Below are 23,343 nucleotides of genomic sequence, written 5' to 3'. Positions count from 1 at the left end.
CAGCGTTACGCTCGATCTGCCATCCACGACGTGTCGGCCCGAGAGGCTGCCATGATGCCGGACTGGGGTATCGCCAGCGACGCCGAACTGGTGGCCGCCTCGATCGCAGGCGACCGCTCCGCATTCGCCATGATCTACGACCGTTATGCGGACCGGCTGTTCGACTTCTGCGTCGGCATGCTGTGCGACCGCGACTCCGCCGCCGATTGTGTTCACGAGGCCTACTGCACGGCCGCGGTGCACCTGCCGGAGCTTCGCGAGCCCGACAAGTTGCGGCCCTGGCTCTACGCAGTCGCGCGCAACGAGGCGTTGCGCGTGATCCGCAAGCGTGATCGCGAGCGGGCGACCGAGGACATGCCGGACGTAGCGTCCGACCGGCCCGGTCCGGAAACCCTTGCGGCGCGTAGCGAATTGGCCAATCTCGTCGCGCAGGCCGCAGGCGGCCTGTCCGACCGCGACCAGTCCGTGCTCGAGCTGACCTATCGCCACGGCCTGGACGGACCCGAGCTGGCCGAAGCTCTCGGGGTCAGCGCCGCCAGCGCCAAGAAGATGACCCAGCGAATGCGCACCACGGTCGAGCGCTCGTTGGGTGCCCTGCTGGTATCCCGAAGGCTGAGCGAAAACCCGGACCGCTGCCCCGAACTCGCGGCAATCCTGAGCGGGTGGGACGGCCGCTTCACCATGCTGATCCGCAAGCGTGTATCCCGCCACATCGAGTCCTGCACCACGTGTGATCGGGAACGCCGCCGACTGGTCAATCCCGTCGCGCTCCTCGGCGGCGCGCCCGTGTTCGTCCCCGCCCCGGCGGAACTGCGCGAGCGCACCCTCCAGCGGGTCGTGCTGCCCCCGAGCCCGCAGAACGCGGGCGCCGACCGGGCTGCCGGGCATCTGCGGCTGCTGGCGGGCCTGGTCGGCGTCGCGGCGATCGTCGCCGCACTCGTGGTGACGATCGGCCACCGGCCCGACGGGCACGTGCCGGTCGAACCGGTCAATGTCACCAGCACCCGACCCGCCTCCACGTCGACTCTCCCGCTCATCGGCGGACCGCCGCCGCTCATCGGCGGACCGTCGCCGGCGGACACACTCCCTTCGACCGCCTCGACCACAACCCCTTCGGCGGCGCGCCAACCAGCGCCGGCTCCGCCTCCCCCGAATCCGACGCCGCCGCCGTCCACGGCGACCACCCACGCCCCGTCGGCACCGGCGGCGACGACGACCCCGCCCACCCCGACCACCACGATGGTGACCTCGCGGCCACCGTCCTCGACATCGCGGCCGAGCAGCCCGGTGACCGAGGAGGTGACCCCACTGCGGCCGCCCACCACCCCGCCCGACAGCGGTACCACCGGCGAACCCGGCACCACCGTCGTCAGAACCCCGCGTCAGCTACCGACACTGACCATCGTCACGACGACTCGGGACTTCTACTAGCCTCCTGGTCGCTAACCCACCGCCCGGGCGGACGCGCGCCCGGCAGCCCGGCCGGAGAACACGCAACCGCCCAGGAAGGTGCCCTCCAGCGAGCGGTATCCGTGCACCCCACCACCACCGAACCCGGCGGCCTCACCGGCGGCGTACAGCCCCGGAAGCACCGTCCCGTCACCGTGCAGCACCCGTGAGTCGAGATCGGTTTCCAAGCCGCCCAACGACTTCCGGGTCAGAATGTGCAGCTTGACCGCGATCATCGGCCCCGCCTTCGGATCGGTGAGCCGGTGTGGCGCGACGACCCGGCTGACCCGGTCGGCCAGATAGCCGCGGGCCGCCCGGATCGCGGTGATCTGGCTGTCCTTGGTGAAACGGTTCGCCACCTCACGGTCCCGGGCGGTCACCTCCGCCTCGACGACGTCGAAGTCGACCGGGACGACGCCGGGCACCGCGTTCATCGCCGTCACCAGCTCGCGCAGGCTGTCCGCGGTGACGAAGTCGACGCCCTTGTCGACGAACGCCCGCACGGGTGCGGGGCCGGACCTGGCGCGTTCCAGCAGCGCCCGCACGCTGCGGTTGGTCAGGTCCGGGTTCTGCTCCTGGCCGGACAGGCCGAACTCCTTGGCGACGATCCGCTCGTTGAGCACGAACCAGGTGTAGTCGTGGCCGGTCTCGGCGATGTACTGCAGCGTGCCCAGCGTGTCGAAGCCGGGATACAGCGGGGCCGGCAATCGCTTGCCGGTGGCGTCCAGCCACAGCGACGACGGACCGGGCAGGATCCGGATGCCGTGCAGCGGCCAGATCGGGTCGTAGTTGGTGATGCCCTCGGTGTAGTGCCACATCCGGTCGCCGTTGATGACGCTGGCGCCGGCGGCCTCGGAGATGCCGAGCATCCGGCCGTCCACGTGCGCGGGCACGCCGCAGAGCAGCTGTTCGGGCACCCGGCCCATCCGGGCCGGCCAGTTCTTGCGGACCAGCTCGTGGTTGCCGCCGATGCCGCCGCTGGCGACGATGACCGCCTGGGCGCGGAACTCGAAGTCACCGACGGTCTGCCGCGACGACGCCACCCCACGCGCCGCCGCGGACGGCTCCAGCACCGCGCCGCGCACCCCGACCACCGCCCCGTCCTCGACGATCAGCTCGTCGACGCGGCGGCGGTGGGCGAACCGGACCCGGTCGCCGGTCAGCCGGCGCGCGAAGATGTCGACCAGTGCCGGACCCGTTCCCCAGGTGATGTGGAACCGGGGTACCGAGTTGCCGTGGCCGCGGGCGTCGTAGCCGCCGCGTTCGGCCCACGCCACCAGGGCGAACGTCTGCAGGCCGCGGTCGCGCAGCCAGCGCCGTTTCTCCCCCGCCGCGAAGTCGACGTAGGCGTGTGCCCACTGGCGCGGCCAGTGGTCCTCGGGACGGTCGAAACCGGCGGTGCCGAGCCAGTCCTGCAGGGCCAGCTCGTGACTGTCCCGGATACCCAGCCGTCGCTGCTCGGGGCTGTCGACGAAGAACAGCCCGCCGAAGGACCAGAACGCCTGGCCACCGATGTTGGCCTCGTTCTCCTGATCCACCACCACAACGCGCCGGCCCCGCTCGATCAGCTCGCAGGCCGCCACCAGCCCGGCCAGCCCGGCTCCCACCACGATGACGTCAGCATCATCAGCCATGGCGCCAATCTAGCGAGTGGGGGCCTTACGCGGCGTCGGTCAGCGCAGGTCGGGGCAACCAGGTGTAAACGGTCGGCACGCACGAGTGCAGCAGCGCGAGGTCGACGGCGTCGAGCATGGCCTGCCGGGGACCCGAACGGCGCAGGTGCCGCGCGGCCACGGCGACCCGGACGACGCCCTCCCGGCGGGCACTGCGCTCGGCCGAGAGCACCAGTGTGCGGCACCACCACGGCTCGGTGAGGAAGCCCTCCCCGATGCCGAGCACCCGGGCCCGAACGGTCTGCCCGCGCACCAGGTCGGTGATGCCGGACAACCCTGCGACCAGACGGAAACCATTGCGCGGCAACGCCGTCAACGCTCCCGGCGAGACATTCCAGCCGGGCGCGGCGAACAGCCGGGTGCGCAGACCGAGGTGCTCGAGGACCCGGTCGGCGGCCATCAGCCGCAGGTTGGCCTCGTGGGCGGGCAGGCTGGCGAACTCCCCGCGGCGCTGCTTGGTCGCGGCCTCGTCGTAGCCGTGCAACACGATCGCGTCGCCGGCGGCGCGCCGATCGACCAGCCAGCCGACGGTGTCCCGGTCGCGGTCGAGTCGGTAGCCGCCCTTGATCCGGGGTGCGACGAGAAACGACGCGGGCACCCCACGCTCGTCGAGCCGGGCACGAAAGTCCGCGACGTCGCCGATCGTGCGGTCACTGACACCGGAGATCGAGACGATCAGTTGTCCTGCCACACCCGCAGTGTCGCAACGCGAGGTGTCCTGCCGGTGGACGACACGGCAAACCCCAGGTGACCATCGCGCTATCGACTGTGCTACCGACCCACGACGGCGTCGATGGCCGAGATCACCTCGGGGGCGTCCGGAGCGGTCCGGGGCCGGAACCGCCTGACCACCGTCCCGTCGGCGGCGAGCAGGAACTTCTCGAAGTTCCACTGCACGTCGCCGGCCTCACCGGCGTCGTCGGCGGCCCTGGTCAGCTCTGCGTAGAGCGGATGCCGGTCCGCGCCGTTCACGTCGGTCTTCGCCAGCAGCGGGAACGTCACGCCGTAGGTCGTCGAGCAGAACGTCGCGATCTCCTGCGGGGAACCGGGTTCCTGCCCCATGAACTGGTTGCACGGCACGCCGATCACGGTCAGGCCGCGGTCCGCGTAGTCCTCGGCCAGCTGCTCGAGGGCGGCGTACTGGGGCGTCAGCCCGCATTTGGAGGCGACATTGACCACCAGCGCGGCGCCGTCGGCCAACTCGGCCAGCGTGGTCGGCCTGCCGTCGAGGGTGGTGAGCGGGATGTCGGTCAGCGCGCTGTCGGTCATGACCGTCGACGGTACCCGCGCCTCACGTGCCGAACAGCATGCGGGCCACCCGCTGCGCGGTCGCGACCGGATCCCCGTCGGTGTCGATGGCGCCGTTGAGCCACAACATCGCGAACCCGTGCACCAACGCCCACGCGGCCAGCCCGGCGGCCTCGGGGTCCTCGGCGGCCCGGCGGTCGTCCAGCGTGCCGACACCGGCCGCCAGCTCGGCCCCCGCGGCCTCCCGGGCGGCGACGAGTTCGGCGTTGCCGGGGTCGACCAGGGAACGGTCGAACATCACCGCGTAGTGGCCGGGGTTCTGCACTGCGAAACTCACATACGCCAGTGCGGCGTCGCCGAATTCGGGGCGGGCCGCGGCCAGCGCGGCGGCCAGCATCCGCCAGCCCTGCGCCGCCAGCGCAGTGAACAGCCCGCGCCGGTCGACGAAGTGGTGCGCGGGCGCGGCGTGCGAAACACCCGCGGCGCGCGCAAGTTCACGCAGCGAGACCCCATCGGCGCCACGCTCCGCCACCAGGGCCGCCGCCCGATCCAGGATGACGGCCTTCAGGTCACCGTGGTGGTAGGTGTCCCGAACCATCGCTCGCACCGCCTGCGGCCGGCTTCGACTCGAGGGCCACGTCGAGCAGCCACGCGTATTGGAACGCCGCTTCCTTCCAGCGTTCGTAGCGGCCGCTGATCCCGCCGTGGCCGGCGTTCATCTCGGTCTTGAGCAGCACCTTGGCGCCCTCGGCGGCCGGATCGATCTGCGCGTGCCGCAGCGCGGCAACCCATTTCGCCGGTTCCACGTAGTAGACCCTGGTGTCGTTGAGCGACGTCATCGCCAGGATCGACGGGTAGTTCCTGGTCTCGACGTTCTCGTACGGGGAGTAGGACTTCATGTAGTGGTAGACGTCCGGGTCCTCCAGCGGGTTGCCCCACTCGTCCCACTCGGTGACCGTCAGCGGCAGCGACGGATCCAGGATCGTGGTGAGCGGGTCGACGAACGGCACCGTGGCCAGGATCCCGGCGAACAGGTCGGGGGCCATGTTGGCCACCGCGCCCATCAGCAGCCCGCCCGCGCTGCCCCCGTAGGCCACCATGTTCTCCGGCCTTGTGACATCGGTCCCGACCAGATGCGCTGCCACCGTGATGAAGTCGGTGAAGGTGTTGCGCTTCTCCAGGAGCTTGCCGTGCTCGTACCACGGCCGGCCGAGCTCGCCGCCGCCCCGCACGTGCGCGACGGCGAACACCATGCCGCGGTCGAGCAGTGAGAGCCGGGCGATGGAGAACCGGGGATCCTCACAGGATTCGTAGGCGCCGTAGCCGTACATCAGCACCGGAGCCGGGTGCTGCAGGCCCACCCGGTGCACGATCGATATCGGGATACGCGCACCGTCGGGCGCCACCGCCCAGTCGCGCCTCTCGACGTAATCGTGCGGCCGGTAGTCGCCCAGCACCGGCTGTTCGCGCAGCAGCGTGCGGTCGCCACTGGCCAGGTCGAGGTCGTAGATCCGCACCGGGGTGACGAACGAGGTCGCACCGATGCGCAGCTTCGGCGCGCTCCAGTTCGGGTTCGCCGACAGGCCGACCGACATCAGTTCGGATTCGAACGTGATGTCCTGCGGCTCAGCGTATCCGGTGTCATCGAGCGGCCACAGCTGGATGCGCGGCAACGCCTCCCGCCGATAGCTCACCACCAGCTGATCGGCGAACGCGTCGACGGAGTCCAGCCGAACGTCGTGGCGGTGCTCGATCAGCGTGCGGCACGCGGCCGGATCACTGACCGGCGCCTCGACGAGGGTGAAGTTCTCGGCTCCGTCGTTGTGCAGGATGAGGAAGCGGTCCTCGCCGGCCACCACGGCGTGGTCGACGGAGTATTCGACGGATTCGCGGCGCGGCCAGATCGTGGCGAACTGCGCCCGCGGGTCGGTCGCGTCACCGTAGAGCAGCTCCGAGGTGACCGCGCTCCCCGCGGCGATGACGACGTACTTGTTGCTCCGGGTGCGGCCGACGGCCACCCAGAACCGTTCGTCGGGTTCGTGATACACCCGCTCGGCGGGCAATCCCGAGGCCAGCCGGTGCCGCCACACGGTGTCCGGCCGCCAGGCGTCGTCGACGGTCACGTAGTACAGGGTGCGGTTGTCGGCGCCCCAGGTGGCCCCGGCGCCGATGCCGATGATCTCATCCGGGTAGGCCTGGCCGGTGCGCAGGTCCTTGAACCGCAACGTGTACCGCTCGTCGCCCTTGACGTCGACGGAGTAGGCCAGGATGTTGCCGTCCACGCTGACCGTGGCCGCGCCCAGCGCGAAGAAGCTGTGCCCCTCCGCCTCGACGTTCTCGTCGAGCAGGATCTGCTCGCCCGGGATCTCGGCGTCCTCGCTGAGCTCCGGGGGATTCCAGTCATCGGGATCTGTCACCGGACAACGGCATTGGACCCCGTACTGCTTGCCCTGGAAACTGCGGCCGTAGTACCACCACTCGCCCCGGCGGGTCGGCACCGAGAGGTCGGTCTCCTTGGTCCTGGCCTTGATCTCGTCGAAGATCTTCTGCCGCAGCGGCGCAAGGTCTGCCGTCACGTGGTCGGTGAAATCGTTCTCCGCCTCGAGATAGTCGACGACCTCCTGGCTGGACTTGTCCCGCAGCCACTCATAGGGGTCGTCGAACACGTCGCCATGATGTTCGCGGCGGGTGTCGACCCGCTTGGCCACCGGCGGCTTCACACCGTACCCCCGATCCAGTCGTCGAAACGAAGACCCGAAATGCGTTCGTATGCCTCGATATAGCGCGCCCTGGTGGCCTCGACGATGTCGGCGGGCAGCGGTGGTGGCGGGCGGTCGCCGTGCCGGTCCCACCCGGAGGCCGGGCTGGTCAGCCAATTGCGCACGAACTGTTTGTCGAAACTGTTCTGCACGACACCCTCGCGGTAGTCCGCAGCGCTCCAGTACCGCGACGAGTCCGGGGTGAACACCTCGTCGGCCAGCTTGAGCCGCCCGTGGGCGTCGACGCCGAACTCGAACTTGGTGTCGGCGACGATGATGCCCTTCTTCAGCGCGTGGTCGGCCCCCTGGATGTAGGTCTGCATGGTCAGCCGGCACAGCTGGTCGGCCCGCACCGCCCCGACCAGCCCGATCACGTCGCTGTAGGTGATGTTCTCGTCGTGCAACCCGAACTCGGCCTTGCTCGCGGGAGTGAACAGCGGTTCGGCGAACCTGCTGGCCTCGACCAGCCCCGGCGGCAGCGCGATCCCGCACACCTTGCCGGTCTTCTGGTAGTCGATCAACCCGGAACCGGTGAGGTAGCCGCGGGCCACCGCCTCCACCGGCAGCATCTCCAGCTGCTCGACCACCAGCGCGCGGCCCAGCACCTCCTCGGGGATGCGCTCGTCGTCGGGCGGACCGGCCAGGTGGTTGGGCGCCTCCACCAGGTCGAAGAAGAACACGCTCATCGCCGTGAGGATCCGGCCCTTGTCCGGGATCTCGGAGTCCAGGATGTAGTCGTAGGCCGAGATCCGGTCCGTGGCGACGAACAGCAGATGCCCGTCGTCGATGCGGTAGAGCTCGCGAACCTTACCGCTGGCCAGATGCTGGTAGTCGGACAGAGCGGGACGCATCGGGTCAGCCTAACGGTCGGCCCGGGCACGCCCGTGTGTTGTGATCGATCCCATGAAAACGCAGTGGGTTCCCTACGCCACGACGCCCGCGCGGCTGGTGTGGCAGTTGATCAGCGACGTCGTGGTGATCACCTGGACGACGATCTGGGTGTTCGTCGGCATGGCGGTGCACTCGGCGGTGTCGGTGATCGCCGACTTCGGCTACCAGGTCCAGGGCGGTGCCGCCGGTATCGCCGGCGGCCTGGATTCGGCAGGTGACAGTGCGGAAGGGGTCCCGTTGATCGGCACCTCGCTGGCCGGTCCGCTCGACTCCGCGGGCAGTGCCGCGCGCGAGATCGCCGACGCCGGGCAGTCGCTGGGGGTGACGGCGGGCTGGCTGGCCTGGGTGCTGGCCCTGGCGGTGGCCGCGCCCCCGGTGCTGGCGCTGCTGATGCCGTGGCTGTTCCTGCGGGTGCGGTTCGCCAGGCGCAAGTGGACCGTCGTCACGCTGGCCTCGACGGTGGCCGGCGAGCAGCTGCTGGCGCTGCGGGCGCTGGCCAACCGGCCGCTGCCCAAACTCGCCGCGGTCAGCAGCGACCCGGCCGGCGCGTGGCGCTACCAGGACCCGGTGGCCATCCGCGGGCTCGCTGCGCTGGAGTTGCGGGCGGCGGGTATCCGCGCCAAGGGCGTGTGGCGGGTCAACCACCCGTGATTTGGGTGTAGTTCGTCACGCTCCGCATGACGTTCCACACCCAAATCACCTAGGGTTCGAGCGCGACGACCAGGTGGCGGATTCCGGTGTGCCGGTTGCTGCGGGTCCACTCCACCGGCCCGGCCGGCCGCACCGAGGCGTACCGGCCCAGCAGTTCGCCGAACAGCACGCGCAGCTCCAGCCGGGCCAGGTTGGCGCCGAGGCAGTAGTGCACGCCCTGACCGAAGCCCAAGTGCGGGTTGGGCTTACGCCCGACGTCGAACCGGTCGGGGTCGTCGAACACCGCACCGTCGCGGTTGGCCGAACCCTCCCACACCAGCACTTTCTGGCCGGGTTCGACGGTGTGCCCGCCCAGTGTCGCGGTCCGGGTCACGGTGCGCCGTTTCGACGGTGACGGCGAGGTCCACCGGATCATCTCCTCGATGGCGGTGGGCAGCAGCGACGGATCGGCCCGCAACGCCTGATAGGCCTGCGGGTGTTCGGCCAGCGCCAGCAGCCCACCGGCGATCGCGTTGCGGGTGGTCTCGGCGCCCGCGCTGAACAGCAGGTTGAAGAACAGATAGCTCTCGATGTCGGACAGCTCGGGATCGTCGGAGTTGACGACGACCGAGAGCATGTCGTCGCTGGGCTGTGCCCGCTTGGCCGCGATCAGCTCCTGGCCGTAGGCGAACATCCGCGACCCCGCCTCCTCGACGGACATCCGGGTGATGGAGGCCTTGCGGGAGCCGCCGAAGTCGAAGCTCGGCTCGATCGCCTCGAACAACCAATGCCGTTCGGACTCGGGCACTCCCAGCAGGATGCAGATCATCTGCATGGGCACCTCGGCGGCCACGTCGACGAGGAAGTCGAATGGCTCGGCAGGCGTCACGTCGTCGAGCAGCCGGCCGGCCCGGGCACGCAGGTCGTCCTCCACCCGCCCGATCATCCGCGGGGTCAGGCCCGAGCTGACCAGCCGGCGCACCGCGGCGTGGCGCGGATCGTCCATCATGTTGAGCAACTGGCCCGCGATCGGCAGGTCCTGCAACAGGGTGCCGCCGAACGGCCTGTCCCCGCCGGTCACCGACGAGTACGTCTGCGGATCCCGCAACACCGCAAGGGTTTCCGCGTGGGTGGCCACCGACCAGAAGCCCTCGCCGTCGGGGGTGTTCTCGGTGGGCGGATGCCAGAAGACCGGCGCCAGTTCGCGATGCAGCGCGAACAGATGGTGGGGGAACCCGTCGGCGAAGTTGTCCAGATCGGTGTAGTCGATCCGAGCCAGCTCCGCCGCCACGGTCACAGAATGGCGCCCGAGGTGTACTTCGCCGCTTCGGGATATCGGCCCACCAGGTCGTCGACGGCGGCGACCACCCGGTCGACCTGATCGCCGGCCGCGCCGATGAACGCCTGCTTGTCGGCCAGCGCGTCCTCCAGCGCGACGCGGTCCAGCGGCAGCCGTGGGTCGGCGGCCAGCCGGTCCAGCAGGTCGGGTTCGGCCCCCCGCTCGCGCATGTTAAGCGCCACCGCGACGGCATGTTCCTTGATGACCTCGTGGGCGGTCTCGCGTCCGACGCCGGCGCGTACCGCGGCGATCAGGATCCGCGTGGTGGCCAGGAACGGCAGGTAGCGGTCCAGTTCACGCTGGATCACCGCGGGGTAGGCGCCGAACTCGTCGAGCACCGTCAGGAACGTCTCGGTCTGCCCGTCGAGCGCGAAGAACGCGTCCGGCAGCGCGACGCGGCGCACCACCGAACAGAACACGTCGCCCTCGTTCCACTGCGCGCCCGCGAGTTCGGCGGCCATCGACCCGTAGCCGCGCAGGACGACCTGCAGGCCGTTGACCCGCTCGCAGCTGCGGGTGTTCATCTTGTGCGGCATCGCCGAGGATCCCACCTGCCCGGGCGCGAAACCCTCGGTGACCAGTTCGTGCCCGGCCATCAGCCGGATGGTGTGGGCCAGCGACGACGGCCCCGCACCGAGCTGCACCAGCGCCGACACCACGTCGTGGTCCAGCGACCGCGGGTAGACCTGCCCGACGCTGGTGAGGATGTCGGTGAAGCCGAGAAACTGCGCGACCCGGGTCTCCAGTTCGGCCAGCCGCGACGTGTCGCCGTCGAACAGGTCCAGCATGTCCTGGGCGGTGCCCATCGGGCCCTTGATGCCGCGCAGCGGGAACCGCTCGATCAGCTCGCCGACCCGCTGCAGCGCCACCAGCATCTCCTGGGCCGCCGACGCGAAGCGCTTCCCCAGCGTGGTGGCCTGAGCGGCGACGTTGTGGCTGCGGCCCGCCATCACCAGATCGCGGTAGAGCGCGGCGCGCTCGGCCAGCCGCGCCACCACGGCCACACCGTGGGCGTGCACCAGTTCCAGCGACCGCCGGATCTGCATCTGCTCGACGTTCTCGGTGAGGTCCCGGCTGGTCATGCCCTTGTGCACGTGCTCGTGTCCGGCCAGCGCGTTGAACTCCTCGATGCGCGCCTTGACGTCGTGGCGCAGCACCCGCTCGCGGTCGGCGATCGATGCGAGGTCGACGTTCTCGAGCACCCGTTCGTAGTCGGCCAGCACCCCGTCGGAGACCGGGACGCCGAGCTCGGCCTGGGCACGCAGCACGGCCAGCCACAGCCGGCGCTCGGCGACGATCTTGGCCCGCGGCGACCAGATCGCCACCATCTCCTCGCTGGCGTAGCGATCGGCCAGCACATTCGGGATAGGCACGGGGATGCTCACGAACACACAGCCTATCGGGCCGGCGTGGCGCCGCGATGCGGCACAGTAGGCCCATGTACTTCGTCGGTCTGGACCTCGCGTGGGGCCAGCGCAAGCCCACCGGCATCGCGATCGTCGACGATGCCGGCAGGCTCATCACCGCTGCTGCGGCCACCGACGACACGAGCATCCGCACCGCGCTGGCACGCTATGTCGAAGGTGACTGCGTGGTGGGCTTCGACGCGCCCATCGTCGTGACCAACCCGACCGGTCAGCGGCCCGCCGAGCGGGCGCTCAACGCCGACTTCGCCCGGTTCCAGGCCGGCGCGCATCCCGCGAACACCGGCAAGCCCGAGTTCGCCGACGGCACCAGGGCCGGGCGGCTGGCAGATGCGCTGGACCTCGACATCGACCCGCACTCCACGGCGGCGCGGCGCGCGCTGGAGGTGTACCCGCACGCGGCGACCGTCGCGTTGTTCCGGTTGGGGCGCACCCTGAAATACAAGGCCAAGCCGGGCCGCAGCATCGCCGGGTTGCGCACCGAACTGCTTCGGCTGATCGAGTACATCGAGGGGCTGGCCTCCGCCGAACCCGCGCTGCGGGTCGCCGACTGCGCCGACTGGGCCGCGCTGCGCGCGACGGCCGCCGGCGCCGAGCGCAAGAGCGATCTGCGCCGCGTCGAAGATCCGGTGGACGCGGTCATGTGCGCCTACGTCGCGATGTACAGCGTGCGCCGGCCCGACGACGTGACGTACTACGGTGACGCGACGACCGGGTGCATCGTGACGCCGACGCTGCCCGCCGATCTCGAGCCGGCCCCGCCGGAGGCGACCCCGGGCGCGGTACACGATGCCATCGCGACCTATGCCGAGCGCCGGCCACAGCTCGCGGAGTCGACCGAACGCTATCGGTCGGCGGTGACCCGGTTGCTCGACGACGCGGGCATCAACTTCCTCAGCATCACCGCCCGCACGAAGTCGGTCACATCGTTCGCCGCGAAGGCCGACCGCCATGTTGACGGAAACCGGCTCTACACCGATCCGCTCTCCGAGATCACCGACCAGATCGGGCTGCGGGTGATCACCTACCTGCGCGACGACGTCGATGCGGTCGCCAACCTCCTCGGCGAAGAGATGCGCCTGCTCGACGACCGCGACATGGGCGTCGAGACCGCCAGCGAGGGTCGGTGGGGCTACGCCAGCAGGCACCTGCTGGTGGCCGTCGAGGGCGAACAGCAGCCCGCCTCGGTCCAGGTGCGGACGATCCTGCAACACGCGTGGGCCGAGTTCGAGCATGACGTCCGGTACAAGGGGTCGATTCCCGAGGAGGACGCCCCCGACCTGGACCGGCGCTTCACGCTGGCCGCGGGCCTGCTCGAACTGGCCGACCGCGAGTTCTCCGCGATCCGCGACCGGCTGCGGTCCGCCGCGCCGTCGGAGCGTATGCCACGGCCCACCAGCGACCCCCGGATCCCCACGCCGGTGCTGGCGACCTATCTGGGCAACCGGTTCCCCGACGCCGGCTGGTCACGTACCGACCACTACTCGTGGATCGCCGGTCTGCTGCTGGATCTGGACATCGACTCCGTCGACGGAGTGGAGTCAGTGCTCAACAGTGTCGACACCGACGCGGTCAACGCCGCGATGGACTACCGGTACCCGGCGGGGGCGGTACGCAGGCTCGACGACGTGCTGCTCGCGGTGTTCGGTGACCGTTACATCCAACTCGACGGAAACGCTCACCGAACCAAGCTGCTGGACAACAGATTTGCCCGGCTCGCCAACGTCGGGCCCGCGGGAAGGTCAGAATGACTCGAGAAAGCCTCAGGAATTCCGGCCGCGTGGCGATCGCCTATCTCATAGCGCTCGCACTGGCCTGCCAAACCGATTTTCCCGCCCACGCGGAGACGACCGACCTCGGCTGCCGGCGCCTCGTCGCTGCCGTCGACCACATGCGCAACGATCTGGTCTTCCCGCCGCAGTTTTCTCAGGCGAATCCGACCAAAGAGGGCACAGAGTTCGATCCGAACCGATATTTCGAGGCATTCACTCATCTGAGAATGCGCGACGGCTACGTGCTGGACTACGTCTACCACCAAGACGGTGTAGGCGGATATCCGCTGCTCTACGCACGCCCTGCCAACCAGCCTCCCTACGCACGTGAGAGTGATTACCGCGCAGTGCCGGATCACCCCGACTACCTGGCGTTCGTCGTGCCGCAGGACAGCCCAGAGGGCTATTTCGAATTTGTGGTGTTCGTGATGTCGGCGAACCAGTTCTACCGGGACTGGCATGCCGAGTATAACGATTGGCGGGTACTGTGCGGCGCAGCTGACATCGAGGAAACCATCCAATCCCTGGCCGGTCCGGACTTCGCCGGCCGGCCGATGACTGCAGAACAGATACGAGCGGCGCACGCTATCGAGGACCCCACGCCCTCCGTGGTGATGAACGATCAAACTGCAACCGTCACGATGCTGGCTTTCACCAAATGGGGTGGGTTCTATCGTCGAACCCGCACGATAAGCCGTGAAAACCATTCGATTCTGGACGAGGGCTCCGGCGACGGCAACACCCCACTCGTCGATTACGACTGCGGCATCGCCTTGAAGCCTTAGCTCGACTCGTTGCGCTCGAGAATCTCTTTCATTTCCTCGAGCTCACCCCTGATGTGTTCGACCACTTTGCGTCTGGCATTCCTGGTGAGGCCCGCGATGAACGTGAATCGTATTTTCGTTGTGAGCAGGCAGCCTTCGCCGCGGGGTTCCAGAAATTCTTCTACGGTGGTCATGAACAGCGAAGTCGGAAACAGGAACTCCGTGCCGATATATTTATCCATCTCGACGCGGGTGACCTTGCCCCGGACCTTTTGTTCCCTGCCGGATATTGGGGATATCTGCCTGAAGTAGAAGCTCACATCGGGATGCTCGAGGTTCGGATCCACGATGTTGACGACACGCTCGATATGGTCTTCGCTCACCTCGGTGTAGTGCTTGTCGTAGTCGACAAGGAACTGAAATACCTCTTCGGGCGGCGCCTGTATTTCGATATCGATCTGTTCAATCACATCTTGCAGCTCACGACGCTGAGATAATGCGTAAACGATGCTATCGCGACCCGGGGTCTCGGCGAAGCCGGGTTTGGTGTCTGCGTCGAGTACCCGTGGACCTGCGTGAAGCTCAGTCGGGAGCCGAGCCGAGATGCGTCGGATCGGCGAGGCGCCCGCCGGTCCCGCGGTTGACCAGCCGGGTGACGAAGAACAGCACGACCCCGATCGCGACCAGCGCCCCGGCGACGACGTACTGCTGCCCCGGCCGCCCCGCCAGCGGGGTCACCAGGTAGAGCGACACCACGACACCGATCACCGGCAGCACGGTCGGGGTGCGGAAGTGCTCGGCGGACGGACGGACGTCACGACGCAGCACCAGCACCGCGACGTTGACCACCGCGAAGACCGCGAGCAGCAGCAGGCTGGTGGTGCCGCCGAGCACCGAGATCGCGTTGTCATCGGCGAAGACCGACACGTACAGGATCAGCGCGCAGGCGATCAGGGTGGTGAACAGGATCGCCGCCCACGGCGAGCGCAGGGTCGGATGCACGGTCCCCAGCACCGCAGGCAACACCTGCTGGCGCGCCATCCCGTAGACCAGCCGGCTGGCCATCAGCATGTTGATCAGCGCGGTGTTCGACACGGCGAACATGGTCAGGAACGGCAGGATCTTGTCCATCGGCAGCCCGGGGGCGCCGGCCCTGACCACCTCGACGAGCGGCGTCTCGCTGGCCGCCAGCTGCCCGACCGGCACCAGCGCGACCGCGACGATCGAGACGAGGACGTAGGCGACGCCAGCGATCGTCAGGCCGGAGAGCAGGATCTTCGGGAAGGTCCGGACCGGATCCTTGGTCTCCTCGGCCATGTTCACCGAATCCTCGAACCCGACCATCGCGAAGAAGGCCAGCGAGGTCGCGGCGGTGACCGCGACGAAGATGTTCTTGTCCCCCGACGTCTGGAACGCGACGACCCGGCCGAAGTCCACATCGCCACCCGAGAACGCCCACAGCCCGACGAGGACCACCGCCGCCAGGCCGGTGATCTCGATGATGGTCAGGACGACGTTGAGTTTGACGCTCTGCGCGACGCCGCGGAAGTTGATCAGCGCGAGCACGACCATGAACAGCACCGCCAACAGCGCGACCCCGGTCTTCGAGGCGTGCACCCCGGCCCCTTCGAAGAGGTTCGCGGCGAACGCTCTCGATGCCGTTGCCGCCGAGGTGATTCCCGAGCTCATCACCACGAAGGCGACCAGGAAGGTGACGAAGTGGATCCCGAAGGCCTTGTGCGCGTACAGCGCTGCTCCCGCCGCCTTCGGGTACCTGGTGACCAGCTCGAGGTAGCTGAGGGCGGTGACGGTGGCGACGGCGAACGCCACCAGGAACGGAAGCCACGCCGCCCCACCCACCTCGGCGGCGACGTCACCGACAAGCACGTATATGCCGGTCCCCAGAATGTCGCCGACGACCAACAGCAGCAGCAGGCCCGGTCCCAGCACCCGCCTGAGCTCGGGCCGGCTCTCCCCGTCGTCACCGTTGGTCAGATCGCGACCCAACTTCGCGCGGTACCGGTCATCGCGGACACCTCGTCGAGGAACGCCGCGACCGCATGCGGATCCTGGCGGCGCTGCCAACCGAACGTCGTCGGGCGCTGGGCCCGGTCGTGCCAGAAGTGTCCGGGGGTCGAGTCCGGGCGGGTGGCCACCAGCCACACCGCCGTGTCGGCGCCGTCGGTGGTGTCGCGCAGCAGCGGCCGGGTGACGCTGCGGAACGTGGGAAGGGCGTCGGCGACGCCGGGGGTCTCCACCCAGCCCGGGTGGGCGCTGTAGACGTGCACCCCGGTGCGCGCCAGCCGGCGTGCCCACGCGTCGGCGAGCACCACCTGCATCCGTTTGGTCCGCGCGTAGACCCGCACGCCGTTGTAGGGGCCGTCGCGCGACTCCAGCTCGTCCTCGGTCCACCGCTTCAGCGGCGCGGTGTACATGCCGCCGGACGACATGAACACCACCGCCGACTCGTCGGGATTGCGCAGCAGGCCCAGGAGCCGCTCGGTCATCAGGTGCGGGCCGAGCACATGGCAGGCGAGCTGGGTCTCGTGGCCCTGAGGCGTCTCGCCACGCTGTTTGGGCATCACCCCGGCGTTGTGCACCAGCCCGTGCAACCCGTCGACGCGCCCGGCCAGGTCGTCGGTCCAGGTCCGCACCGCGTCGAGATCGGAGACGTCGCAGACCTCCTCGATGACCGTGCCCCCGGAGGAGCCCGGCACCGACGCGCGGATCACGCCCGCACTGTGGCTGACCTTCTCCGCGTTGCGGCCGAGCAGGTGCACGGTGGCGCCGAGGCGCGCGAACGACCCGGCCATCGCCTCCCCGATGCCGGCGGTCGCCCCGGTGACCACCACCCGCCTGCCGGCCATCGACCCCGGCGCCGGGTCGGCCGGCCACCACAGCCGCCGCAGGCCGGAACCCAGCTTCGTGTAGCCGAGGACGACCGATCGGTCCAGGGCGGCATCGGCGACGGCGCTGATATTGTCGGTGATCGTCACGGGGGAAAAGTAACCGCCTGGGCCACGACGCAAACTAGCCGAACGGCGCGAGCACGTCGATGACGTCGATCAGCGTCGCCCTGGCCGTCTCCCGTGGGCCGTCCCCGTCCCCGACGAGCGCCGCGACCACCGCTCCGTCCACGGCGCACACCAGCGCGGTGAGCAGTTCGGTGCGAACCGACCGACCGGATCGCTCGACGACCTCGACGACGGCGTCGGTGCGCTGTCGCAGGATGCGCCGCTGGATGTCGCGCAGGCTCGGCTGGCGGGCACACGCGATGTAGCGCTCGTAGCGCGAGATCAGGTGCTCGGTGACCCGTTCCGGGCTGTCGCCGACGAGCAGGTCGACCAAGACGTCGGCGGTCGACTCGGCTCCGCGGCGGCGGCGCGACAGCGCCGACACCCGGTCGTGCAACTGTTGGCTCTCCCGCGTCTCGACGTACTCGACGGCCTTGGCGACCAGGTCGTCGAGCGACGAGAAGTAGTAGGTCGTCGACGCCAGCGGAAGGCCGGCGCGGCGCGCGACGGCGCGGTGCCGGACGGCGTCGAAGCCACCCTCGCACAGCAGATCGGCAGCGGCGCTGACCAGCGCACACCGCCGACGTTCTCCCTTGGGAGTGACTGCTGCGGTCACCCTTAGCATGCTGCCAGTCACAGGGTTTGGCCATCGTGCTTTCGGCCAAACGTCAGGCTTTACTCCACCGGGCCCGATGGCATGATGGCGCGCATGTCTGCCATCGACCGCCGGGCGGTCCTGCAATTCGGCCTGCGGGCCGGCGTCGCGGCCGCGGCCGGTGTCGCCGGAGTGTCCGCGCTCGGAACCGCATTGGCCGCAGCAGCACCGCCGGCACCGCTGGCACCACCGGCACCGACCTACCAGACCGGGTCGTTCATCTCGGCGGCACGCGGTGGCGCAGCGACCAACTGGGTGATCGCCCGCCCGCCCGGCCAGAGCGCACCGCTTCGGCCGGTGATCCTGCTGCACGGCAAGGACTCCAGCGCGAGCACCGTGATGTCGATGGGGGCCGAGCAGTTCCTCGCCGACGCGGTGCATGCCGGCGTGCCGCCGTTCGCGCTGGCCGCGGTCGACGGGGGCAACGGCTACTGGCACCGGCGCGCCTCCGGCGACGACGCCGGCGCCATGGTGCTCGACGAGTTCGTTCCGTTGCTCGGCGAACAGGGCCTGGACGTCTCCCGGGTGGGGTTCCTCGGCTGGTCGATGGGTGGTTACGGGGCGATGCTGCTGGGTTCGCGGCTCGGCACGGGCCGGACCGCCGCGGTCTGCGCGGTCAGCCCCGCGTTGTGGACGGCACCCGGCGCCGCCGCTCCCGGTGCGTTCGACGGCCCGGACGACTACGCGGCCAACAGCGTCTGGGGTTCGCCGGCGCTGGATGCGATACCGCTGCGCATCGACTGTGGCTATGACGACCCGTTCTACTCGGCGACCCATCAGTTCATCGCGCAGCTGCCGACGCCACCGGCAGGCGGGTTCTCCCCCGGTGGCCACAATGCGGCGTTCTGGTCCTCACAGCTGACCCCCGAGCTGGTCTGGATGGCGCCGCTACTGACCGCCTAAACGGTGATCCGGCCCTCGGCGGCCGCCAGACCGATGTCGCTGCGAAAGTGGCTGCCGGGCAGGCGAATCGAGGCGATCCGCGCATAGGCGGCAGCGCGCGCTGCGGCCAGGTCGGCTCCGACGCCGACCACCGACAGCACCCGGCCACCGGACGACACGACGGCGCCGTCGTCGCGGCGCGCCGTGCCGGCGTGCAGCACGCCCTCACCCTCCGCACCGTGGATCACGTCTCCGACCCGCGGCCGGCTCGGGTAGTTCTCGGCGGCGACGACGACGGTGACCGCGGCCCCGTCCCGCCACCGCAGCGGCGGCTGGGCGGCCAGGTCGCCGGTGGCCGCGGCCCGGAGCAGCTGCCCCAGCGGCGATTCCAGCAGCGCGAGCACGGCCTGGGTCTCCGGATCGCCGAACCGGCAGTTGAACTCGACGACGGCCGGTCCGTTGGAGGTGATCGCCAGGCCGGCGTAGAGCAGCCCGGAGAATGCACAGTCGCGGGCGACGAGTTCGGCGGCAACGGGTTCGACAACCTCCTCGACGATCCGCGCGGTCATCTCGTCGGACAACCAGGGCAGTGGGGTGTAGGCGCCCATGCCGCCGGTGTTGGGCCCGCTGTCACCGTCGCCCACCCGCTTGAAATCCTGGGCGGGCAGCAGCGGAACCACGGTCTTCCCGTCGACGACGCAGAACAGCGACACCTCGGGGCCGTCGAGGAAGGACTCCAGCAGCACCGGGTGCCCGGCCTCGAGCAGGCCGGCCGCGTGGGCGCGGGCGGCGTCGCGGTCCGCGGTGACCACCACGCCCTTGCCCGCGGCCAGACCGTCGTCCTTGACGACCCACGCCGGGTAGCCACCGGGCGGCCCGAACCGGTCCAACGCGGCGTCCAGGTGCGCCGGGTTGTCGACGATCTCGCTGGTCGCGGTGCGCACGCCCGCGGTCGCCATGACGTCCTTGGCGAACGACTTCGAGCCCTCGATGCGCGCGGCGGCCTTGGTCGGGCCGAAACAGGCGATGCCGGCCTCGCGCACCGCGTCGGCGACGCCGAGCACCAGGGGCACCTCGGGCCCGATCACCACCAGGTCGGCGCCGAGCCGGCGGGCCAGCGCGGTGACCGCCTCGCCGGAGGTCATGTCCACCTCGTACTGATCGGCGACGGCGGCGGTGCCGGCGTTGCCGGGCGCCACGGACAGCGTCTCGACCTCCGGGTCTCGGCGCAGTGCGAGCAGCAGCGCGTGTTCACGGGCTCCGGATCCGACCACCAGGACGTGCACAGGTGCCCACCCTAATCGCAGTGCGGCCGCGGGTCGCGGATTACCGATACCGGGTGATCACCCAAGTCATTCGTCATCGACCCCGGCCGGCGCCCGCGCAGCGGCGAGCGGTTGCGCACTACCTGCGCCGTTGGGTGGACGCCGCGCTACCCCACGGATGCTGGAGCCGAGAGGTAGCGGCTTCCTGGTGCTGACCCTGCCGGGGGGCGGTTGACCGCTCAGACCACGGTCAGCGGCAACGACTTGCGGTCGCCGAACTCGAAAGTGGACCCACCACTGAACTTCACGACGGACACCTCGGAGAGTTCCTCGGCCGCGGTGTCGGTGACGGCGACGTGTGCGGTCCAATCGGTCTCCGTTCCGGTCACCTCGACGTCGAGATGCGGGTCCACCGCCTGCACACAGGCCTGCAGTGGCCGCCTTTCCGCGGGCCCGGTCAGCGCGATCCAGGCGCCGTCGTCATGCGCCGGCGAGCGACGCACCGTGACGGTGTCCGGACCGAACGCGGCATCCACGTAGGCCGCCGGGTTGAACAACGGGTGGACCTGCAGGGTCGCGACCGCGCCCTCGACGCCGCCCGGCAGCCCGAGCGCGGCGTGGATGCGCTCGGCGGCGACCCCGGCCAAGCCGGTCAGCTGCTTGACGCCGATCTCCCTGGCGAGTTCGGCATCGGTGCCCGCGCGCGCACCGACGGCGAGCACGAACGACAGGTTCAGCAGGTGCATCTGCAGACAGACCTCGTCGGCCATCCGCACCAGCGCCGAATGGGAGAACACACCGAAGTCGACGTCGGAGAGCAGCGGACCCGAGTAGTCGCCCCGCCCGTCGTCGGCGGGATCGATCGGGTCCAGATCCGTTCGGGCCGCGCGGGTCCGCGCGATCACCTCCAGGGCGGGATGATCGGCGATCTCCGGGTACGAGTCGTCGATGATCACCGTCCACGCGCAGTGCGGATGCCGGTCGGCGGGCAGCCGCGGTGGCCGGTGGATCGGCCGGATCTGCGCCCTGCGGTTGGTGGCCACCGCCGTCGCGTCGAACGTCGGATCCTCAATGTCATGGCACATCCCGCGGACGTAGTCCTCGCCCATCGGTTCGACGTCGAGCAGCGCGCCGCAGTGATCGAGATGGAACTCGCCGTGCCAGCGGTCATGCACCGTGTAACGGAAGTCCATGAACTGCGGTGGCGCGCCGATGTCGAGCTGCAACCCCTTGAAGATCGTGACGACGTCGGTGCCTTCGTACTTCAGCGCCTTCTGCATCCGTTTGGTGTAGATCGGGCTGGCACCCATCCATTCCTCGATGGCGATCTGCAGCATCTCTTCACGGCCGAAATTGCTGATACACCAGGCCATCCCGGACCTATCGATCAGCTGGCCGATCAGCAGCAGCTCGGGCACCAGGGCGGCGAGCTGTTCGCGCGAGAGCGCTGCGTACCTACTTGTCATGAACTCTGCCTCCGGAGTGCATCTCCACCGCTGCGTTCACATTCGCTCGCCTTTTCTCGGCCGTGTCCTCGGTCAAGCCCTTCTCCGCCGCCTTCTTCCGCTGCTTGGCCACCTTGGAGACCACACCGTCGAGCTTGGAACCCAGCGGGAAACCCAGGTAGTGCGTGAGGAACACCGCCATCTCCTTGAGCTCCTCGACGCTGAGCTCCCCGTTGGCCAGCGCCGCGTTCGCCTGGATCTCGGCCAGGTCGGCGTTGCCGACCGCGGTGACCACCGTGAGCGTCATCATCCGCTTCTCACGCATCGACAGCCCCGGGCGCGTCCAGATGGTCCCGAAAAGATGGTCGACGGTCAGGTCGAAGAACGGGTCGCCCTCGATGTTGGGCATCTCCCAGCCGTAGACCTCGTTCATCTTCTCGAGGCCCTTCTTGCGAAGCTCGTCCATGTCTGTCACTCCTTACCGGTCGAGGTGGTGTGTGGCACGCCGAGTCCGGCGGCCAGGTCCCGCAGTGCGATCTCGGCCAGTGGCAGCTCCACGCCGGTGGCATCGCCGAGCGCGAGCGCCAACCGCAGATCCTTTTCGGCCAGCCCACGGGTGTGCACGAACATGTCGTACAGGAAATGTCCGGGCGGAAGCGGTTTGGTGTCGTCACGCGCCATGATCGCGCCGGGCCCGCCGCTCTGCGTGTCGCTGTGCCGCACCACCCTGCCCAGCTTCTGCAGATCGATGCCGGAGGCCTCGGCCAGCCGCTGGGCCTCGCAGGCGGCGGCGAAGCCGATGAACGTCAGCATGTTGCGCGCCAGCTTCATCCGGGTTCCGGCCCCCGGCTCGCCGGCACGCACCACCATCGAGGCCCACTGCTTGAACACCGGCTTGACGAGGTCGTACGCCTCGTCGTCGGCGCCGACCATGACGGCCAGCTCGCCCTTCTCCGCCGCGCCGGCACCTCCGGAGACCGGAGCGTCGACGATGTGAATTCCCCTGGGCCGCAACTGTTCGGCGAGCTCGGCCGCGGTGCCGGGTTCGATCGTGGAGTGGATGGCGATGACGGTGCCGGGCGTGGCGTGCGCCGCCAGCTCGCCGACGACGTCGCGCACCTGTGCGTCGTTGAGCACGGTCACGCTGATCACATCCGCGCCGGCGACATCGGCCACGCTGTCGGCCACCTTGGCACCCAGCTCGGCCAGCGGCGTCATCGCCTCGGTGCGCACATCGAACACCGTCAGCCCACCCGGCCAATCGACCAGCCGTTTGGCCATCGGGGCGCCCTGATTGCCCAGGCCGATGTAGCCCAGCTCGAGATCGGCGCCGGGCTGCTCTCCCCGGGAATGCTCCTCGCTCATCACCGGATGATCTGTCCGCCGTCGACGTTGAAGATCTGGCCGGTGATCCACTTCGCCTGATCAGACAGCAGGAACAGGCACATGCCGACCAGGTCCTCGGGCTCGCCCATCCGCGACAGCGGGATCCGCTTCACGATGTCGGCCACCATCTCCTGCGGTGTGGTGCTGCGGTTGGCCTCGGTGTCGATCGGCCCCGGCGCGATCGCGTTGATCCGGATGTTCTGCCCGCCGAGTTCGGTTGCCAGCTGCTGGGTCAGCCCGTTGATGCCCGCCTTGGCCAGGCCGTAGTAGTTCGAGTACAGCCAGGCCGCGGTCGAGGACTGGTTGACGATCGCCCCACCGCCGCGCTTGGCCATCTTCCGATACACCGCGCGGGTACACAGCAGCGCACCGTCGAGGTTCACGCTCATGAACTTCTTGTAGTATTCCCAGTCCACGGTGATCAGGAAGTCCAGCTTCATGCCGCCGAAGATCGCGGCGTTGTTGACCAGGTAGTCGATGCCGCCGAACTCCGACAGCGTCTGCGCGGCCATGTCCTTGGCCGAGTCGGGATCGGAGACGTCGACGTGCACCGCCATCGCGGTGCCGCCCTCGCCCTTGATGCCGTCGGCGACCTTCTCGGCGCCCTCGGTGTTGATGTCGGCGACCACCACGGCCGCGCCCTCGCGGGCCAGCGCCTCGGCGTAGGCCTGCCCGATGCCGCCACCGGCACCGGTCACGATCGCCACCTTCTCCTGGAACTGGGTTCCGTACAACGCCATTCGTGCC

General features: G+C 69.3%; 22 protein-coding genes. 5 read left to right on the top strand and 17 right to left on the bottom strand.

The genetic code is table 11. From position 1 onward, the window contains the following. The first annotated feature begins 54 nt into the window (after positions 1 to 54). The gene (locus JDV09_RS08115) at positions 55 to 1,431 is read left to right on the top strand and encodes an RNA polymerase sigma factor (protein WP_255605023.1); all 1,377 of its coding nucleotides are present in this window, start codon (positions 55 to 57) and stop codon (positions 1,429 to 1,431) included. A gap of 11 nt (positions 1,432 to 1,442) precedes the next feature. On the opposite strand, the gene JDV09_RS08110 is transcribed toward JDV09_RS08115, so the two are convergent. The 6 genes from JDV09_RS08110 to JDV09_RS08085 form a co-directional block, all read right to left on the bottom strand. Then, positions 1,443 to 3,083 carry an FAD-binding dehydrogenase gene (locus JDV09_RS08110; RefSeq protein ID WP_221368604.1) on the bottom strand — a complete coding sequence of 547 codons (1,641 nt, stop codon included), beginning with the start codon at positions 3,081 to 3,083 and terminating at the stop codon, positions 1,443 to 1,445. A gap of 25 nt (positions 3,084 to 3,108) precedes the next feature. After that, positions 3,109 to 3,813 carry a DUF2334 domain-containing protein gene (locus JDV09_RS08105; protein WP_221368603.1) on the bottom strand — a complete coding sequence of 235 codons (705 nt, stop codon included), beginning with the start codon at positions 3,811 to 3,813 and terminating at the stop codon, positions 3,109 to 3,111. Positions 3,814 to 3,893: 80 nt separating this feature from the next. Beyond that, positions 3,894 to 4,391, bottom strand: coding sequence for a glutathione peroxidase (locus tag JDV09_RS08100; RefSeq protein WP_221368602.1), 498 nt, complete (start codon positions 4,389 to 4,391; stop codon positions 3,894 to 3,896). A gap of 22 nt (positions 4,392 to 4,413) precedes the next feature. Beyond that, positions 4,414 to 4,968 (bottom strand): TetR/AcrR family transcriptional regulator, encoded by a 555-nt coding sequence (locus tag JDV09_RS08095; RefSeq protein ID WP_221368601.1) that lies wholly within the window; start codon positions 4,966 to 4,968, stop codon positions 4,414 to 4,416. Then, positions 4,940 to 7,090 carry a S9 family peptidase gene (locus JDV09_RS08090; protein WP_221368600.1) on the bottom strand — a complete coding sequence of 717 codons (2,151 nt, stop codon included), beginning with the start codon at positions 7,088 to 7,090 and terminating at the stop codon, positions 4,940 to 4,942. Before JDV09_RS08090 ends, JDV09_RS08095 begins: the two co-directional genes overlap by 29 nt. Continuing rightward, complete coding sequence (locus JDV09_RS08085) at positions 7,087 to 7,980, bottom strand: phosphoribosylaminoimidazolesuccinocarboxamide synthase (RefSeq protein WP_221368599.1); 894 nt, start codon at positions 7,978 to 7,980, stop codon at positions 7,087 to 7,089. Before JDV09_RS08085 ends, JDV09_RS08090 begins: the two co-directional genes overlap by 4 nt. A gap of 52 nt (positions 7,981 to 8,032) precedes the next feature. On the opposite strand from JDV09_RS08085, the gene JDV09_RS08080 reads away from it, so the two are divergent. Then, a complete protein-coding gene (locus JDV09_RS08080; protein ID WP_221368598.1) occupies positions 8,033 to 8,671 on the top strand; it encodes a hypothetical protein in 639 nt (212 codons plus the stop codon). A gap of 49 nt (positions 8,672 to 8,720) precedes the next feature. Here JDV09_RS08080 and JDV09_RS08075 read toward each other — a convergent pair whose 3' ends face one another. Together JDV09_RS08075 and purB are read right to left on the bottom strand one after the other, a co-directional pair. Continuing rightward, positions 8,721 to 9,947, bottom strand: coding sequence for a cytochrome P450 (locus JDV09_RS08075; RefSeq protein ID WP_221368597.1), 1,227 nt, complete (start codon positions 9,945 to 9,947; stop codon positions 8,721 to 8,723). After that, complete coding sequence (purB, locus tag JDV09_RS08070) at positions 9,944 to 11,362, bottom strand: adenylosuccinate lyase (protein WP_221368710.1); 1,419 nt, start codon at positions 11,360 to 11,362, stop codon at positions 9,944 to 9,946. Before purB ends, JDV09_RS08075 begins: the two co-directional genes overlap by 4 nt. Before the next feature lie 65 nt (positions 11,363 to 11,427). Between purB and relZ the strand changes: the two genes are divergently transcribed. Continuing rightward, positions 11,428 to 13,164: a bifunctional ribonuclease/(p)ppGpp synthase gene (gene relZ, locus JDV09_RS08065; protein WP_221368596.1), complete on the top strand. Its 1,737-nt coding sequence runs from the start codon at positions 11,428 to 11,430 to the stop codon at positions 13,162 to 13,164. A gap of 29 nt (positions 13,165 to 13,193) precedes the next feature. Next, positions 13,194 to 13,970 carry a hypothetical protein gene (locus JDV09_RS08060; RefSeq protein ID WP_221368595.1) on the top strand — a complete coding sequence of 259 codons (777 nt, stop codon included), beginning with the start codon at positions 13,194 to 13,196 and terminating at the stop codon, positions 13,968 to 13,970. Here JDV09_RS08060 and JDV09_RS08055 read toward each other — a convergent pair. The 4 genes from JDV09_RS08055 to JDV09_RS08040 all read right to left on the bottom strand — a co-directional run bounded on the left by JDV09_RS08055 (position 13,967) and on the right by JDV09_RS08040 (position 17,588). Further along, positions 13,967 to 14,419 (bottom strand): SRPBCC family protein, encoded by a 453-nt coding sequence (locus JDV09_RS08055; protein WP_221368594.1) that lies wholly within the window; start codon positions 14,417 to 14,419, stop codon positions 13,967 to 13,969. The two genes, JDV09_RS08060 and JDV09_RS08055, sit on opposite strands and share 4 nt — an antisense overlap. 112 nt (positions 14,420 to 14,531) lie before the next feature. Next, complete coding sequence (locus JDV09_RS08050) at positions 14,532 to 15,944, bottom strand: APC family permease (RefSeq protein ID WP_221368709.1); 1,413 nt, start codon at positions 15,942 to 15,944, stop codon at positions 14,532 to 14,534. Continuing rightward, positions 15,941 to 16,945, bottom strand: coding sequence for an SDR family NAD(P)-dependent oxidoreductase (locus JDV09_RS08045; protein WP_221368593.1), 1,005 nt, complete (start codon positions 16,943 to 16,945; stop codon positions 15,941 to 15,943). The genes JDV09_RS08050 and JDV09_RS08045 overlap by 4 nt, the downstream gene beginning before the upstream one ends. Positions 16,946 to 16,979: 34 nt before the next feature. Then, positions 16,980 to 17,588: a TetR/AcrR family transcriptional regulator gene (locus JDV09_RS08040; RefSeq protein ID WP_221368708.1), complete on the bottom strand. Its 609-nt coding sequence runs from the start codon at positions 17,586 to 17,588 to the stop codon at positions 16,980 to 16,982. A 72-nt stretch (positions 17,589 to 17,660) separates the two neighbouring features. On the opposite strand from JDV09_RS08040, the gene JDV09_RS08035 reads away from it, so the two are divergent. Then, positions 17,661 to 18,521, top strand: coding sequence for an alpha/beta hydrolase (locus JDV09_RS08035; protein WP_221368592.1), 861 nt, complete (start codon positions 17,661 to 17,663; stop codon positions 18,519 to 18,521). Here the strand turns inward: JDV09_RS08035 and purD are convergent. From purD to JDV09_RS08010, 5 genes are all read right to left on the bottom strand, one after another. Continuing rightward, positions 18,518 to 19,786, bottom strand: coding sequence for a phosphoribosylamine--glycine ligase (gene purD / locus JDV09_RS08030; protein ID WP_221368591.1), 1,269 nt, complete (start codon positions 19,784 to 19,786; stop codon positions 18,518 to 18,520). The genes JDV09_RS08035 and purD overlap by 4 nt on opposite strands. 218 nt (positions 19,787 to 20,004) lie before the next feature. Further along, positions 20,005 to 21,231 (bottom strand): hypothetical protein, encoded by a 1,227-nt coding sequence (locus tag JDV09_RS08025; protein WP_221368590.1) that lies wholly within the window; start codon positions 21,229 to 21,231, stop codon positions 20,005 to 20,007. Further along, a complete protein-coding gene (locus tag JDV09_RS08020) occupies positions 21,221 to 21,676 on the bottom strand; it encodes a carboxymuconolactone decarboxylase family protein (RefSeq protein WP_221368589.1) in 456 nt (151 codons plus the stop codon). The genes JDV09_RS08025 and JDV09_RS08020 overlap by 11 nt, the downstream gene beginning before the upstream one ends. 5 nt (positions 21,677 to 21,681) lie before the next feature. Continuing rightward, positions 21,682 to 22,575: an NAD(P)-dependent oxidoreductase gene (locus JDV09_RS08015; RefSeq protein ID WP_221368588.1), complete on the bottom strand. Its 894-nt coding sequence runs from the start codon at positions 22,573 to 22,575 to the stop codon at positions 21,682 to 21,684. Next, on the bottom strand, positions 22,575 to 23,336 hold the full coding sequence (locus tag JDV09_RS08010; protein WP_221368587.1) for an SDR family oxidoreductase: 762 nt from the start codon (positions 23,334 to 23,336) through the stop codon (positions 22,575 to 22,577). Before JDV09_RS08010 ends, JDV09_RS08015 begins: the two co-directional genes overlap by 1 nt. Positions 23,337 to 23,343: the final 7 nt, after the last annotated feature.

This window comes from Mycolicibacterium xanthum, assembly GCF_019710635.1.
Taxonomy (GTDB): domain Bacteria; phylum Actinomycetota; class Actinomycetes; order Mycobacteriales; family Mycobacteriaceae; genus Mycobacterium; species Mycobacterium xanthum.
The sequence above is the reverse complement of the archived record's forward strand: the minus strand, read 5'-3'. Positions and strand labels throughout refer to the sequence as shown.